The 16,663-nt window shown below is 29.3% G+C and carries 19 protein-coding genes; all 19 read right to left on the reverse strand.

The genetic code is table 11. The features are described 5' to 3' along the window. Positions 1–73: 73 nt before the first annotated feature. The 19 genes from plsY to AXY43_RS07610 all read right to left on the reverse strand — a co-directional run bounded on the left by plsY (position 74) and on the right by AXY43_RS07610 (position 16,646). Positions 74–667, reverse strand: a complete 594-nt coding sequence (gene plsY, locus AXY43_RS07520; RefSeq protein WP_105411323.1) for a glycerol-3-phosphate 1-O-acyltransferase PlsY — start codon at positions 665–667, stop codon at positions 74–76. A 57-nt stretch (positions 668–724) separates the two neighbouring features. Next, the gene (locus tag AXY43_RS07525) at positions 725–1,036 is read right to left on the reverse strand and encodes a DUF3784 domain-containing protein (protein ID WP_105411324.1); all 312 of its coding nucleotides are present in this window, start codon (positions 1,034–1,036) and stop codon (positions 725–727) included. A gap of 23 nt (positions 1,037–1,059) precedes the next feature. Beyond that, complete coding sequence (locus AXY43_RS07530; protein ID WP_242986333.1) at positions 1,060–1,383, reverse strand: DUF3784 domain-containing protein; 324 nt, start codon at positions 1,381–1,383, stop codon at positions 1,060–1,062. A 172-nt stretch (positions 1,384–1,555) separates the two neighbouring features. After that, positions 1,556–1,843, reverse strand: a complete 288-nt coding sequence (locus AXY43_RS07535) for a YciI family protein (protein WP_105411326.1) — start codon at positions 1,841–1,843, stop codon at positions 1,556–1,558. Positions 1,844–1,993: 150 nt separating this feature from the next. After that, positions 1,994–2,593, reverse strand: coding sequence for a sugar O-acetyltransferase (locus AXY43_RS07540; protein ID WP_105411327.1), 600 nt, complete (start codon positions 2,591–2,593; stop codon positions 1,994–1,996). Positions 2,594–2,764: 171 nt separating this feature from the next. Further along, on the reverse strand, positions 2,765–3,235 hold the full coding sequence (locus tag AXY43_RS07545) for a GNAT family N-acetyltransferase (protein WP_105411328.1): 471 nt from the start codon (positions 3,233–3,235) through the stop codon (positions 2,765–2,767). 96 nt (positions 3,236–3,331) lie between these two features. Then, positions 3,332–4,006, reverse strand: coding sequence for a hypothetical protein (locus AXY43_RS07550; RefSeq protein WP_105411329.1), 675 nt, complete (start codon positions 4,004–4,006; stop codon positions 3,332–3,334). Positions 4,007–4,245: 239 nt separating this feature from the next. Beyond that, positions 4,246–4,746, reverse strand: a complete 501-nt coding sequence (locus AXY43_RS07555; protein WP_105411330.1) for a DUF5673 domain-containing protein — start codon at positions 4,744–4,746, stop codon at positions 4,246–4,248. A gap of 627 nt (positions 4,747–5,373) precedes the next feature. Beyond that, positions 5,374–6,231: an AraC family transcriptional regulator gene (locus AXY43_RS07560; protein WP_105411331.1), complete on the reverse strand. Its 858-nt coding sequence runs from the start codon at positions 6,229–6,231 to the stop codon at positions 5,374–5,376. A 200-nt stretch (positions 6,232–6,431) separates the two neighbouring features. Beyond that, positions 6,432–7,250 carry an EFR1 family ferrodoxin gene (locus AXY43_RS07565; protein ID WP_105411332.1) on the reverse strand — a complete coding sequence of 273 codons (819 nt, stop codon included), beginning with the start codon at positions 7,248–7,250 and terminating at the stop codon, positions 6,432–6,434. Between the two features lie 142 nt (positions 7,251–7,392). Further along, complete coding sequence (locus AXY43_RS07570) at positions 7,393–8,016, reverse strand: HAD family hydrolase (RefSeq protein ID WP_105411333.1); 624 nt, start codon at positions 8,014–8,016, stop codon at positions 7,393–7,395. Positions 8,017–8,178: 162 nt separating this feature from the next. After that, positions 8,179–8,445: a hypothetical protein gene (locus AXY43_RS07575; protein ID WP_105411334.1), complete on the reverse strand. Its 267-nt coding sequence runs from the start codon at positions 8,443–8,445 to the stop codon at positions 8,179–8,181. A gap of 384 nt (positions 8,446–8,829) precedes the next feature. Further along, the gene (locus AXY43_RS07580) at positions 8,830–9,984 is read right to left on the reverse strand and encodes an IS91 family transposase (RefSeq protein WP_105411058.1); all 1,155 of its coding nucleotides are present in this window, start codon (positions 9,982–9,984) and stop codon (positions 8,830–8,832) included. A 4-nt stretch (positions 9,985–9,988) separates the two neighbouring features. Then, positions 9,989–10,918, reverse strand: a complete 930-nt coding sequence (locus AXY43_RS07585; protein ID WP_236897329.1) for a tyrosine-type recombinase/integrase — start codon at positions 10,916–10,918, stop codon at positions 9,989–9,991. A gap of 146 nt (positions 10,919–11,064) precedes the next feature. Continuing rightward, entirely contained in the window at positions 11,065–12,084 is a 1,020-nt protein-coding gene (locus AXY43_RS07590; protein ID WP_105411335.1) for a sensor histidine kinase, read from the reverse strand. After that, the gene (locus tag AXY43_RS07595) at positions 12,081–12,752 is read right to left on the reverse strand and encodes a response regulator transcription factor (RefSeq protein WP_026886939.1); all 672 of its coding nucleotides are present in this window, start codon (positions 12,750–12,752) and stop codon (positions 12,081–12,083) included. The genes AXY43_RS07590 and AXY43_RS07595 overlap by 4 nt, the downstream gene beginning before the upstream one ends. A gap of 126 nt (positions 12,753–12,878) precedes the next feature. Next, positions 12,879–13,589, reverse strand: a complete 711-nt coding sequence (locus AXY43_RS07600; protein WP_181246137.1) for a hypothetical protein — start codon at positions 13,587–13,589, stop codon at positions 12,879–12,881. Further along, complete coding sequence (locus tag AXY43_RS07605; protein WP_105411337.1) at positions 13,582–15,780, reverse strand: M1 family aminopeptidase; 2,199 nt, start codon at positions 15,778–15,780, stop codon at positions 13,582–13,584. The genes AXY43_RS07600 and AXY43_RS07605 overlap by 8 nt, the downstream gene beginning before the upstream one ends. A gap of 2 nt (positions 15,781–15,782) precedes the next feature. Next, positions 15,783–16,646 carry an ABC transporter ATP-binding protein gene (locus AXY43_RS07610; RefSeq protein WP_105411338.1) on the reverse strand — a complete coding sequence of 288 codons (864 nt, stop codon included), beginning with the start codon at positions 16,644–16,646 and terminating at the stop codon, positions 15,783–15,785. Positions 16,647–16,663 lie beyond the last annotated feature (17 nt).

Genomic DNA, 16,663 nt, shown 5'->3' on the forward strand with positions numbered 1-16,663 from the left:
TATATAAACAAATTATAACAGTATTGTAAATAGTGGTAAATCCATTCTCTAATTAATTAATGATAATTTAAGATTATTTTTCTTCATTATTTAAAAGTCTTATTAAATTATCTTTATGTTTATATATCATTAAAACACATGCTATTAAACTACTTACTATTATTGAAACAGGTGTTTTTATAATTATACACATTAAAGGTATTGTTACCCCTATTGCAATTGACCTTATAGAAACTATACTTGTAAATAAACGCAATATAAAATGAACTGCAACTCCAACCAATGTTGGAATTGGTACAATTACAAAGAATGCACCAATAGTTGTATTAACTCCCTTCCCACCATTAAATCCTAGGAATGGAGTAAAATCGTGTCCCAAAATTACCGCTATAGCAATAATCGAAAGATAAGTATCCATTGATATTTGTAGTTCAAAAATCTTTGCCAAACAAATTCCTAAAGCTATAGGAATTATACCTTTTGAAATATCTACTATTTGCGTAATAATAGATATTTTACGTCCTGCTACTCTATTAACATTGGTAGATCCTATATTCCCACTACCTTTGGTCCTTATATCAATTCCATGCAACTTTTTGATAATTAAGTATCCTGTTGGAATTGAACCACATAAAAAAGATACTATAATTGATAAAATAATAATCATATATTCTCCCTAACTTTATTCTATTTTTTTAATTTATAATAGTGAGATGCCCTAAAATTAGAACAATCCTCCATTATATTTCTTTTGTGCTCTAAACATCATCCTAAATCCCAATACAGCAAATATTACAAAACATATCCATCCATATTTTGTGTTTCCTATTAAATTAATAATGCCTGTCAGTATAATTCCAATTCCCATGATAATGCATCCTTTTCCAACTTCCTCAGTATAAGGTTTCTTATCACTTTCAGCAACCCTTGCATAATGATAATCGTGAATCAATGTTATCTTCTCTTTTTTCCAAATACGCCATCCTAAAAATATAGAAAGTAGTCCTATTGGAATCATTAATATCAAGTTAATCACGTACTCATCTCCCAATGAAATTATTATCTTTTATATTTATCAAATGCTTTTTCTGGATTAAAATGAATATTTTTAAAAAGATATATGAGCCAAACTAAAAAAGCAATCCAAAAGCATAATTTACCCCAAAATATTGATGCTATTGCACCAATAAGATATATAATTGAACATGTAAAGAAGAAATTACGTTCATCTTTACTTAAACGAACTTCATCGTATTTCTCTCGTTCTTTCTTAGTTTTCAAATTATATCCCGATATCATAATACATGCTTTTTCTTTAAAAATCAGAAATACCATTCCAAGCACTCCAAAAATAGCTGACATAATAAAGCCAATAATCATCATTTTCCATCTCCTCAAGTAAAAATAGAAAATATCTAGTTTCTAACTAATTTCTATTGTAATTAATTCTAACATAAATAGTAAATATCACATTACCCATTTATTATTTTGAATAATGTGATATTTAAAATTCTTATTTATTTTTTAAGAGTTATATTAATCTATAAAGCAAACTTTACTCAACAAACTCCTTAAAACCTTCAGAATACTTTGTTGGTTGGAATTCTATTACATCATAATTAGCAACTCCATTTTTATGAAATGGATCTTCACTAATAATCTCATTTACCTCTTCTTTATTTCTTGCAATGCATAAAATTATCCCACCATCTCTAGGATTTTTTCTCCCTGAACATATAAAATTGTTGCTAGCATAGTATTTATTTAAGAATGTAATATGATCTTCCAAATGCTTTTCAACCTCTTCTAGTGGTTTAACATAAGTTAAATTTACTATAAACATTTTCTTTCCCCCAAGTCTAAATTACAATTTGTTTTATAAATTATAACATACTTGTAAATATCGCACTATTAACTTTTCAAATTACATTATTTAAACTTCTACCTGCACATTTGTTTTATTATTACAAAAAAATATAATAAACTCTACAAATTAGAAATTGCCTTGATCAACTGACAAGTTAATTATGTCTTCTTCTGTAATCTTCCGTAATACTTTGCAAGGATTACCTACTGCAATTACCTCTGCTGGAATATCTTTATTTACTACGCTTCCTGCCCCAATAATGCTACCTTTTCCTATAGTAACTCCACCGCATACAGTTGAATTAGCACCAATCCATACGTCATCTTCTATTGTAATAGGTTTTGAGGTTCCAATCCCTTCTGCCCTTTGTGTTGGAAATACAGCATGTCCCGAGCAAGCCAAACAAACTCCAGGAGCTATGAATGCATTTGCACCAATGTAAACTGGCGATGTATCTAATATTACACAGTTATAGTTAATCACGGCAAGCCCATGGGTATGTATATTAAAACCATAATCGCAACGAAATGACGGCTCAATAAATGTTAGCGGATGGCAAGTTCCAAGCAATTCTTTTAAAATATTACTTCTCTTTTCTTTTTCTGATGGTCCAGTCTGATTATATTCCCAGCATAATTCTTTCGCTTTCAGTTGTAATTCTGATGGCATATCTGTGTGCTTTGAGCAATATCCTCTTTTTTGTTTCATAATTTCTTTAAAATCCATTATCTTAATTCCTTTCAAATTATGATTTATCTTTTATTTAATTGTAGCATATTTTATAAATTCCGAACTGTTCAGTTCTAAAATCATATAAAAAATGGTAGATAGTAAATGCATATAGCTTACTTTCCCCCCAAGCCTAAATTGCAATTTATCTAACAAATCACCAATTAATCAGCAGATAAATTCCATTTTTATAAATTCGCCATACCCAATAGGTGTATCTTTTTTATATGTTTCCTTTACTATAAATCCTGCTCTTTTATAACATTTAATCGCCCGCTCGTTGAAAGATCTCACCTCTAAGGCAATTATTTTCTTTGGATATAAATTAGCATATTGCTGTTTTACTATCTCCATTAATGTGTTTCCTAATCTTTGTCCACATAGAGATGGTTTTAATCCAACTCCAACAAGAATACATTCATTTTTCTCTTGTAGCCTTATGTAACCACATAACTTATAGTCCTCATCAATTACAGCAAAAAACTCCTTTTTCCTTTTCTTTTCTATTGTTATAGCCCATTTATTATCAAGTACTTTAATCCACGAAGGATAATTATATATAGAATATTCCCCATCATATTTCCAATTACAAATTTCTTTCGCATGTAATTCTGTAAATTCTTCCAATATCAATCTCATTTCATATCTCCCTGCCCATTTGTCATATCTACACAATGCGAAGCAAAATAACTTCTAAATTATGCTGATAATTAATATTACAGTTTCCATATACATTTACTTTAATCTAATAATCATTTCATGGATTGAGTCATCAACTTTAGTACATAAACCATTAGTATTTGAACCGATAAAATATCCATTTTCACATTCATAATAATTAATAATATACTGTAGAGCTGGGAAATCCTTTGGTGTTAACAACAGAGAATAGGTTGTTACTTTATCGCTTGTTACCCCCATGTCAGAATTTCCATCTGAAGAAGCAATTTTATAAGCGTAAGAAACTATCTCTTCATTTTCAATGGTTGTATCTATTACTTTTTGTAGACCATCTTCTATAGTATAGTTATATTTTATTAACTGAAATTTGTTTAAAAAATTGAAATACCTATAATCAAGATTGGTATAAATATTTTTTGAAAGATAGAAACTCACATCACAATTAGCATTATCATAATATATCCAATCTTTCACATCAAGTCCACTAACGGAGTAAACCTTACTACCATTAATATTTGCTATATGAGTCGCATACTCACTTTTAAGCCTGCTATTATTGTCAAAATAATTTTGATTTACTTGAAAGTTTCTTATCGCTGAATATTGCTGATTATTAAATCCAACAATTTTCTTATCTTTATTGTCATTTTTATAAACTATACAGAAAATAGAAATAAATAAGATAAACGTTAATGTTGTTAAAAGAATAACCCTAAACTTAATCCCCATATTTTCACACATCCCCTTTTAAACAAGCAGTAAATAATTTTAATTTAACAATACTTTCCTATATCGAATCAATTATAATATTATTTGTAATACCGTGTTATTCAATTAAAAAAAAACATATTTTATATCAATTGCTACATCAAATCTACACATCAAATATAAAAAATGCCCCATTCTTCTATTCAACTAATGCGACATCTAAATCTAATGAATATTTTGTTTTTATTAACCTAGTAATACTATAAAATAATATTTCTTTGAATCACTTCTTCTACTTCTGCCTTAACTTCTTCATTTATTGTAAGTTCAAGACTTGAATTACTTTTGAAGAAAGCTTTAACTTTAAATTCAATTATATTTGGTGCTATCCAATTATAACTCTTGACCTTAGGCCACTTATAAAAATCTCCTGATATATATATTCCATTTTCTCTTATTCCTGAACTCTTTAATGCTTTTATTATATTAGAGATTGAAAATTCTATCCAAAATATATTAGTAACAATATTATTAATCATACCGTTATTTTCATTTCTAACATAAAACTTTACTTCTTTCCACACTAATAGGCACCAAACTATTATCGATCCCAACCAAAAAATGGCTAATCCTATTCCTTTTTCTACTTTTAAAATATTTCTGCCATGAATACATGATGTATATAAATCTTTTAATAACATTCTTGTTCCAAGAATAAATAACACTATAGCAAAAATTGAAAATCCATAAAACTCACTCAAGTGATGCACCTCACTATTTAAAATTAAACATTATTAATCTATTATAACATATATTGTAAATATTACATTATTATAATTTCTTATCTAAACTTATGGTATAATTTTGTAAAATGGTACTTAGGAGAAGATCTATGTCAAATATTAAAGTAGTTTTTATAGTACTTTTGAATGTATTTTTTATTTCACTCGATTTAATAACAGATTACAATAATAGCAGATATTTCATCTTCACATTTCCATTTTTTGGATAAAATAATTATAAATATGTGTTTTTTAATTCCAAATTAACTAATAATCAGAGATTCTTTGCTCAATTCTCTATTATAGGTTTTGTTATATTGGCTATTCTTTACAGTTCTTATTTTATGGAATTTTAGTTTTGCATATAAAAAAATCGCAAATTCAATTATTTGAACTGCTCCCTTTCAAGTAACAGATTTTATCTTTTTATCTGTCGACCTTAAATGGAGCATATCAATTTTTAAATAATACGATTTTTTAATTTTCTATTTATTTTTAGTTATTTATAGCTTATAAAAAATATGACAGAACTAGATTTAAAACTATTCTGCATCAAACTTACAAACTTGGAATCTGATGAGCTTCAAATCATGCTCTTTTACGTTACTATTTTTTCTTAACAGGAATCCAGATTTCGCTGTAGTAATTCTCATCTTGATTACCCTTAGGATAATCAGCTATATCAGTGTACATTTCAATATTATAACCTGCTGCAATTTCATAATCCTTGCAATTAGGCAGCCATTCTGAGAAGATTTTTCTGTTGATATCTTGCAACGATTTTGGCATTGCACCCTTACAAGCAAAAACAGCCCATGTGTGTTTAGGAATAATCTTTGTGACAAAACCATTAGGTATTTCCATGGATGGATTATAATTATCTGCAATCAAATATTCAAACTCATCTGATCCCATGCTCTCATCTATGGATATTCCATACATTCCACACACAAATTTTCCCTTCCCAGCTTCATAATGCTCTGTCCAAAACGGTGGAATTTCTGCAAATGCATTCTCATACTTAAACACCTTTGATACGCCCATGACAGTAAACGAATCTTTTTCAACAATTTTGTAATCCATAATATAACCGCCTTCCAATAAAAACTTGATTTTCAGCGGAGCAAATGACTTAATCATCGCCCCATCTTTTCTAACAGCAGTAGGTGTGACACCATGAAATCGAGTAAAAGCTTTTGTGAAACTATCTGGTAATGCATATCCATATTTTAATGCAATATCAATAATTTTTTCATCAGTAGAAACGAGGTCACTGCCAGCAAGAGTAAGCCTGCGTTGTCTGATATACTCTCCAACCGTAAAACCACAAAGCATTGCAAAGCCTTTCTGAAAATAGAATGGAGACATAAATGTTTTTTCTGCAATATTTTTTATTGTGATCTCTTCTGTAATATTCTCCTCAATATAGCTGATAGCTTCACCAATTCCTTCAATCCATTTCATAATTATCCCCCTGTCTGTACATATATCTTATCTCTTTTCAAACGGTTATTCCCGACTTTTTGTGTTATGTTTTGTCCTTATAGAAATATTGTCATTTAACTCTTTTTGATTAGATATATAATAATTGCCTTCATTTACGCTCTTTATATAAATAATTTTCTAAAAACATTCTTTTATTCACGAATATCATTTGATAAATTTTACAGATATATTTTGGGTTCCTTTATAATTCTGTTTTTTATTGTTAACACTTTTGAAACCAGTAATTTCGGTTTATAAATAATTTTTCTTACCTTTTTAGGGCACCTTTTAACACAACCAAAGCAGCGTAAACATTGTTTTTCATCTATTTCTAAAGTTCCTTTGTCAATTGCACTCACAGGACATAGTTTTACACATATATTACAATGACTGCATTTGCTCATATCTGCACAAGGAGTCTTTGTAAATAATCTGGCACCATTTTTAGGTACTATCTTTGCCATTAATGGTAACTTTCCTTGAGGAATTTTAAATGAAACATCCTTTAAACTATTTATATTTTGCATTTTTCCCATTATACTTTTTCCAAATTCTTCAGCCTTATTTAGATCATCATTGTTAGGGCGATTTTGCGCAATAGGTATTTCTTCTGTGGAAAATGAATGTTCTCCTATAAACGAACCTGCTGCTACCACCTTAAAACCTGACTTTTGAGCTATAGAATCGAGTTGATTTAAGACTATACCATCGCCAATATTTCCATAAACACTAACTAACACAACTGGGCTCCCATTCCCTTTTAAGTTTGCTAGAAAAGGATATACTATTTCAGGAATTTTTTCCTCATAAACAGGCACTCCAATTAATACTATTTCTCCATCAATTAAAGGAATGCTATTATCTCTTCTTGCTTTAGGTAATGTTAAATCAACTATTTTATCATTAACTATTCCCATTCCTTTTACAATTGAATTGACAATCTTTTTAGTTGTACCTGTTGGTGAAAAATATATTGTTGTTACTGAACTAATTAACATAGTTATTCAACCCCATATTTACTTAATATAATTATTACACAATAATTTGCTACCTCGTTCCATTTGTCTGCCAGTTAATCTCCTGTCTTTATCATAAATATCCCACAGTTCCATAATAATTCTCACTTTCTAACAATGCGAGCTAAACTTTTGCAAGTTTTAATACTTGCTTAGGATTTTCAAGAATATAATTTGCATTAATTCCTATTGATGATTTAGCCCCCCATAATGCTAATGCAAAATCTATGTCAGCACCAAATGCACAATCCATATCATATTTAGTATCACCAATATATATTGTCTTTGATTTATTTACACCTGAAAGCTCAATAAATTTTAAAATTGGCTCTGGATTAGGTTTATGCTCTTTTGTATCATCTGCGCAAACTATTAATTTAAAATAATTATTCAATTCAAATGGTGCAAAATCATTTAGAAATTCTTCTTTGGTTTTTGAAGTAACTATACCAGTTAGAATTCCAATTTCATTTAGTTTAATCAAGGTATCCTTAATACCATCAAAAACTTTTACATTATGAAAATACTCTTTTAAGTATTTATTCCATTTAACATTACAGTCTAAAATATTAGTTATTCCAAGTTTGTTTAATGTTACTTCTCCAGGAATACCTAAAGCGAATTTTAATTCATCAAAACTCAAATTTTCATTTAGTTCTTCAAATACTAATTTTTGAAGTGATGAAAGAACTGCGATTTCGGTGTCTAAAAGCGTACCATCAATATCAAATATAATACAATTATACATACCAACCTCCAGTATTAAAATTTATTATTCAGCATTTTACTATTACAAGTTAATCATAGCATAAATTGTAAATGCCAGATTGCTCAGTTTTCAAAGATGCCCTTTTAACTTGCTACATCAAATGAAAGAAAAATGTGCAGTAGTAAAAATACAACTTTGTATTCACTTATTGTTTACTGCACTATTGTATTTATCTTCATTCTTTTTCCATATTCTAAATAAAGATATTATATATATAATAAAAGGAATTATAAATACATCAGAATTCTCTATTAGTCTATGTAATTCTTTACCTCGAACTAAAATAAATAAGATTGCAACTATCCAATACACTATACAATATATTGCACTATTGATTAGAATAAATTTTAATTTTCCCTTTTCCCTTTTTTTAGACCACTGTCTAATAAACCTTTCAGTATATCTCAACGCAATCCCTCCTATAGCCATATTAGACTACTTACAATCTATAGTTATATATCTTTAAAATTATTTAATACATCATATGAGTTGTGTTGATTGCGATGTTGAGACCTAAAAATAGCACATAATTAAAATAAATCTATACTTAATTTTATAGCTGTATTTTAAATATGCACATCTCAATATCGCAATCAATTTATAGAACGAAGTCGCTAAAAGCAGACCGCCCCGTATGGGGATTCAATAATTCACAACTCACCTTAAATTCCATAATCTTCATGTATATATTAATATTTTAAGACTTTACTCCACAAAAATATATAGTTATTTTATTTTTGAACATAGATTCCCCCTCCCCATGCTTAAGTATTTATTCACTTTTACCTTAATCTAAGGTGATGAATCACTCCGAGGCATTATCTTACCTATCTTTATTAAATTTCCCTTCTCACAATTTTTACACTTACCTATTCTAATTCCAGTTAATTTAAAGAATAGCTCCGCTGTCGATAATATTTCTACTTCTTTTGGTTTTATTCTAAATATTTCTATGCATCGCTTAAACTTTAGATTTTTATTTCTGTTGGCTAAAATACCATAATGTCTTATTTTCACAAATCTATCTGGTAAGATATGCATAGTAAAACGTCTTATAAATTCTGCTGGTTTTAAAGACATTACTTTTTCCTTATTTTTATCTTTGTAATCTCTCCATTTAAATACTACTTTTTCATTATCAACTTTTATAATTCTGTTATCTGATATAGCAACTCTATGAGTATATCTACCTAAATATTGAAGCACATACTCGGCACTACTGAAAGGTGCTTTACTATAAACAATCCATTCTTTTTTATATAAATCATCTTTAAATGAACCAAATATATTCCTTGATGATAACTCACTTATGTTTCTAGGAAATTTAAGTTTATTCTTTAGATAAAGTTCATTTAAATGATAGATAAATTTTCCTCTAAACTTTCTTGATAAAACTTTTACTGGAATGAAAAATTTCTTTTTCGATCTTATCCATTTTGTGCTATCAAGGCTTAATCCACCACCTGGTACTATACAATGAATATGTGGATGAAACATTAAATTTTGTCCCCAAGTATGCAATATTGTTGTAAATCCAATATTCGAACTTAAGTATTTTTTATCCTTTGCTAATTCTAGCAAAGTCTCGGAAACAGAAGTAAAAAGAATAGAGTATATTTCTTTTTGATTAAAGATTATTAATGAATTTAACTGTTCTGGAATTGTAAAAACAATATGAAAATAATGAGTTGGCAATAAAGCTTTGCTTCTTTCATAAATCCATAACTCTTTTGCATAAGTCTGACATTTAGGACAGTGCCTATTTCTACATGAATTATATGAAATCATAGTATCTCCGCATTCATCACACTCATATACATGGCCGCCAAGCGCAGCAGTTCTACAATCCTTAATAGAATATAGTGCTTTTAAAATATTGGATGGTAGTTTCTTTGATTTTGTGTACGATTCGCCGTGTAACTTAATGATATCTTGAAGTGAATTCATAAACCTAATCCAATGTATCTAATGGACTTTTTATATTCAATAGCTGATAATCTTTTACATGTAGATATATTGAAGTTGTTTTAATATTAGAATGTCCCATCAAAGTTTGAATATTGGCGAGTTCAATACCATCATTCATCAAATGTGTAGCAAAAGAATGCCTTAAAGTATGAATGGTTGCCTTTTTAGTCATTCCAGCTTTTTTCATTGCTTTATCCATAGCCATTTGTACACCTCGACTAGTTAACTTAGTTTTTGTTAGTCTAGATATAAATAAATAGTCATCTGGAGAATAATTTCTATGACCAAACTTCTTCCAATATACCCTTAGCAACTCTAAATTCTTTTGAGATAACAAAGTATATCTTTCTTTATTCCTCTTACCGTTTCTAACTCTGATTTTCATTTCTTTACTCATAATATCAGATATTCTTAAGTTTATAACTTCGCTAACGCGTAAGCCGGCAGAATATATAGTTGATAATATTGCTCTATGTTTTAAATAAGTAGTAGATTCCAATAGAAGTTTTACTTCTTCTTTTGTTAAATATTTAGGTAACTTCTTATCATATCTAAGTCTTGGAACTCTTAAATCACTCCATGATCCTTCAAGTGTCACAACATAAAAGAATTTTAGAGTACTATTAATATAATTTACAGTTCCTCTGCATAATTTTTTCCTTTTTATGCAATACTCTAAATAATTAATGATTTCAGGCTCACCTAGTAATTCAGGCGGCTTGTTATAATACCTAGAAAAAGCATTCATAGTGCAAACCATGTTTTTTATAGTTTTTTCACTATGTCCGCGTAATTCTAAATCATTAATCATTTTTTCGATTTTTTGATACATTTTATCACTCCTTTTAAAAGGCGTGTAAAATGTGAGAAGTGAAGTTCCTTGAGAAAGAACTTCACTTCTTATTTTTTCCATATAAACTTTGATTTAATCGCCAAACCAAGCCGGCGCTTTTAGCGATTTAGTTCTTAATTACTATTCTGAATCAATTATAATATAATTGGTGAATATACTACAATTCCGTTTCTGAACAAATCTCTTCTTAATCATTAGCTTCCCCATTAATCATCACTAAAAGTTTCCATACCTGATAGTGGAAATATTAATGTAACTTTAGTTCCTTTATTAACCTTAGAGGAAATTGAAATTTTTAGTCCCAGCTTTAAGCAGAGCTTTTCACATAAATACAAACCCATGCCCGTACTTTTGCTAAATCTTCTTCCATTCTCACCAGTGAAGCCTTTTTCAAAGACTCTATCTATATCTTTCTCTATTATCCCTACTCCATTATCTTCTATAAATAACATTACTGAATTGGCTTTTTTCATTGATGATATATTAATTTGAGGATTTTTATTGCTTGAATATTTTATTGAATTTACTATTATCTGATTAATGATAAACTCATCCCATTTTCCATCGCTATATACATTTTCCTCAATATCATTTATATTGATTTTTATTTTCTTATGAATGAAATCTCTATAGTTTCTTTTTACTACATTTTTTACTATATCACCTAGATTAATTTGTTTTATAATATAATCTTTATAAGCATTATTACTTCTAGAATAGTAAAGTACCTGTTCAACAAACCTTTCAATTTTATCTATCTGAAAGTCTATTTTATTAGTCACTTCATTTTGATTATTCTCAATAATAAGCTTTGAAGAAGCTATTGGTGTTTTAATTTCATGAATCCAGGCTTCTAAATATTCTCTATAATCTTCCTGCATATCCTTATAATATTTTACATGCTCATACATATCTCTACTTAATTCTTTAAGTAGAGAGTTAAACTTTTCTCCTTGTACAGATTCTGCTTCATTTAACATCTCTGGAATTAAATATTTCTTGTCCAATTTTTCTAATAAACTGTCAATCTCCCCAAAATACTTTTTATGCTTTATATATTCTAAAGCCATGTAAGATCCTAACGGGAAAAACCATATACAAAAAACAAATATAACTATAATTAATTTAACATTTATAACAAGCATTATTATTGACAATATAATAAACATGAGACTATTACACAGTATTACAATAGCTTTATCTTTAAGAAATTCACTTATAGTCATGGCATAATATACCCCATTCCTCTTCTTGTTTCTATTGGATTTTCTATTCCTATTTCTTCAAGCTTCTTTCTTAATCTATTTATATTAACATTTAAAGTGCTATCGTCTACAAAAAAATCTGCTTTCCAAAGGTACTCCATAAGAGAATCTCTTTTTACTATATTTCCTTTATTATTTATTAAAAATGATAGTATTTTAACTTCATTTTTAGTTAACTCTAGAGAGTTATCTTTATAAATAATTGTTGCATTTGAAAGATTTAAATTAAAATCTCTGTAGCTTAATATATTACTATTCTTTATATTTCCATAAGTCCTTTTTAAAATATTAGTTATTCTTGCAAGTAGTATTTCTGTATTATAAGGTTTTGTAATAAAGTCATCTGCCCCTAAATTCATGCTCATCAGTTCATCTACTTCACTATCTCTACTTGTAACTATTATAATTGGAACCTCTGAAGTCTTGCGTATTTCCCTACATATATAATATCCATCATACATAGGCAAATTAATATCTAGTAATATAAGTTCAGCGTTCTCACTTTCAATATAATTTATTATGTTATCCATATCTAAAGGAGCCTTCACTTCATATCCATATCTCTCTAAAAAACTTTGCAATTCCTCCCTTATAACTTCATCATCTTCAATAATAATAATTTTCCTCATCATATCCCCCTACTAGAAATATAAGGTTATTAAATTTTGAAATCCAAAACTTAATAACCTTAATAATTATTATAAAACTAAATACTACATTTTACCACAATTTTACTCAATATCATTATAATACCTTCACTTTTTCTTTGCAGTTGCAGATAAAATTATCATCAAGAGCCCAGTTAATCCAAATATCAATTTCCCAATTGCTACACCTATAGGTATTGAGAATTCTGGTTCTACTACGCTAAGAGACATAGGGTATTGTGCAAAGAAATTTCCTCCAAATAGATCAACTTCATATGGTAACGGAACATAATTTATAATCAATACTACTACCATTAATCCAAAAATTAATCCTTGATGATATCGTCCGCCAAGACTTCCTATGCCAAACACAAACAGCATTGATGGAACAAGCGTTATAAATGCTGGTAGAACAAGACCTCCAAAGCTTAAGAAGTGAAAATTCACACTATAAAACCACACACTATATAAAATTGGTATCATAGAAATCAAAACAAATCCTATAATAATAGTACCAAAGCGTAGCATCTGAAACTTAAATTGATCAATAGGAGTTGCATTCGTCAAATCTTGTACATTTTTTTCCTGTTTTGAATAAAGAAATGAGATAAAAAATAATAAGGTAACAAGTAAAATCGGCAACACTTTAGCAAGGTATTCTCCATAACTCCAGCCTGAAAATGGCGCAGTGTTTGCTACTCCAAGGATAATATCACTTGTCATAACTTCGTAGCTATATATAGCTGAAATTATAAGCAGTCCTAAGAAAAATTTATTTATAATAAGTCTTTTTAGTTCATATTTTAATAATTTAATCAACATTTAAATCCTCCTCTTTAAGATTACATGCATCTAAAAAGTCCTGCCATGAAATCCTTTGTGTTTCTGTCTTAGCATATAGCTTAGATAAAATTTCATCTATTTTATTTTCGCCACCAACTAATTCACTGGCTTTCAGAATTTGAAGAGGCATTTTTGAATATTGATTTACGGCTCTATTATCAACAACTGCCTCAGCATATTTTTCTGGCAATACATCTAAATATTCTGGGTGTCTAATATAAAAATTATCACGCTTCTCCTTAATATGCTTCTTCCAATGATCTACATAGTTTTTTTGTGCATATTCTTCACCATACTTGTCCTTTGCAATTCGATAGGTTGTATATACTGCAAGTCCTTCACCTGAACCTCCACATTTTACGCCAAACCACTGATGACTAATTTCATGGGCCAGTATTTCTGCACTTTCTGTTCCCTTTAATTTATCAGCTAAATTTTTATCACTAAAACAAGTTTCATCCATAATACTTATATTGGGGTATGCTAGTCCACCGCCATAAAATACAGTTCCTTGTAGTATTTTTAGTGGATTATTTTCAGACACATTATATAACTTACCATAATGATTGGAACAATATTTAATCGTATCCTTCATAACTTCTTCAGCATCCATCTTCTGCATCTTATCTTCAATTGTGCTGCTATAGTACAATTGTACGGGCATATCCTGCTTTCCTAACTCCTTCACCACATAATTGCCTGCTATTAAATCTACTCCATTACCTCTAGCCTTCACAAGCCAAGTTTTATTATTCTCTTTTTCAGAAAGTAATTCTACAGTGGAGCCAATCGGATTTGCTATATAATTACCATCTTTATCTTTTTTCTTACAATCTACAACTGGCATAAGTGCAGAAGACATAGTAACCTTACCTGTAATTTCACCGTTATCCTCATTCTCCTTCACTCTTATTTTGGGAATAAGCTGATAGCTTTTTAAATCAATATATTCATCACTAATACTAGTTTCATAAGCAAAGTCACTAAGCTCTTGATTAATTTTGGGGACACCTTGATATTCTATCTCAAGGTTTATTTCTTTTTCATTAGGTACTTTAAATTTAATACTGCCTCTATAATCATTTAAAAACTCAAATTTAACCTCTTTTCCATTTGCAACAACATGTTGAAAAGTATACCCATTCATCATGGTGAGCCTGCATTCCTGTTCACTTCCACTCAAATTTTCAAGAGAATAAGCAGCCTTTCCTGAAAGACTTCCTTTACTTTCATCAAAGGATACTTCAAAATCAGTATTTGATAACTGAAGTTTTTCATTTATTTCATCTGATGCATCCTCTCCATATTCTTTAAAAACAAAAGGTTGATTTAAATAAGCATAACAACTACCGCCGATTAACATAATAGCCAATATGGGAATATAAACTCTCTTTGAATTGTAAATCATTGATCCAAATAAACCTTTGCCATAACGACGGACACATAATACTCCTATAATCCAAAAGCTTCCAAATGCTAAAAACCAAAACAAACGATTTTGCTTCATCAAACGAAATACCACTTCATTGCCAAAATAATCTGAAAGTGCTATAACGCTTGGCTCCATCCAATGGAGAATATTATTATCTCCCAATAATTCAAGAATATTTTTCGATTCAAACAATCTCCAAATACCTAATACCGAAAATATAAAAAATAAAATCATACTGATATCCATACGGCAGAAAATCTGATAAAGTGCAGAAACTAATACAATTGATAATAAAATTGAAGGTAACATCAAAAGAAAGAAACTATTACAATACGTATAAGCATCAAAAATATTCCCAAGTTTGTTGAATGTATACGGAAAATAAAATACTGCTGTAATAAAAGCAGTAACAATAGCTGTTATTCCTAAGGCAAGTAATCTGACTATATTTGAGGTTAATGGTGAGACAATGCTATTGGTTAGTTCTTCAGTCTTGTATTTTTTTACTCTGTCAAATTCTAGTAAAGTTAACATTGCAAATAATATTCCACCACCTATTGCTCCTGCCATCACTGGATTTGCAATCAAATCACCAGATAAAGTTGAAGCATCTGCTGGTTTATACAATTTATATCCTGCTATTGGACATATCATAGTTAATACCATAATTAGATAAACAATCTTTGAGTGAAAAATACGACTTAATTCCACTCTTAAATAGGAAATGAATTTCATGATTACATCGCCTCTTTTCCCATGATAAGATACATATATGCATCCTCAAGGGTAGGCTCTACAGTCTCTGCAAATGCTGGTAGTGTTTCCCCTACAATCCTGCAGGCAATACCACGCACTGTGTTAACTCTTGCTGTCACCTTATATTCTTCCTTTGAACTTTCCCCTAGTTTTTCTTCAAAAACTCCAACATGATTGTGAGCTAAGGCAATTAATTCTTCTGGAGTTCCAGTAAACAAAATTTGCCCATGATTAATAACAATCAGTTTATCACACACCGATTGTACATCTTCAATTATATGAGTAGATAATAAGACTATCTTATCCTGTGCCATCTTTGAAAATAGATTACGAAAGTTAATACGTTCCTCAGGATCTAGTCCAACAGTTGGCTCATCAAAAATTAATAATTTCGGATTTCCCAGAAGAGCTTGTGCAATTCCTACACGCTGCCTTTGACCTCCTGATAAAGTAGAAATACGTGCTTTACGTTTCTCTTTAAGATTTGTTTTCTCAATGACTTCTTCAATAATCTTCTTACTATTTTTAATTCCTTTAAGGGCTGCCATGTAATCTAGAAACTGCCATACTGTAAGTTCATCATACAGTCCAAAAGCTTGTGGTAGATATCCTAGGCTTCCTTTTAACTTTTTTTCATCCTTAAGTATTGGCATATCATCCATAAGAATCTCACCACTAGTTTGTATTAGGCCTCCTACAAGCAATTTCATAAGAGTTGATTTCCCTGCTCCATTTGGTCCTAGAAGTCCAATAAGGCTTGGACTTCCCATTTCAAGTGAAACCTCCTTTAAGGCTCTTTTACCACCTTTATAATCCATATTTAAATTTTTAATTGAGATTTTCATATTCTTCTTATCCTTTC

Origin of the sequence: Clostridium sp. MF28 (assembly GCF_002969175.1) — a bacterium.
Classification (GTDB): domain Bacteria; phylum Bacillota; class Clostridia; order Clostridiales; family Clostridiaceae; genus Clostridium; species Clostridium beijerinckii.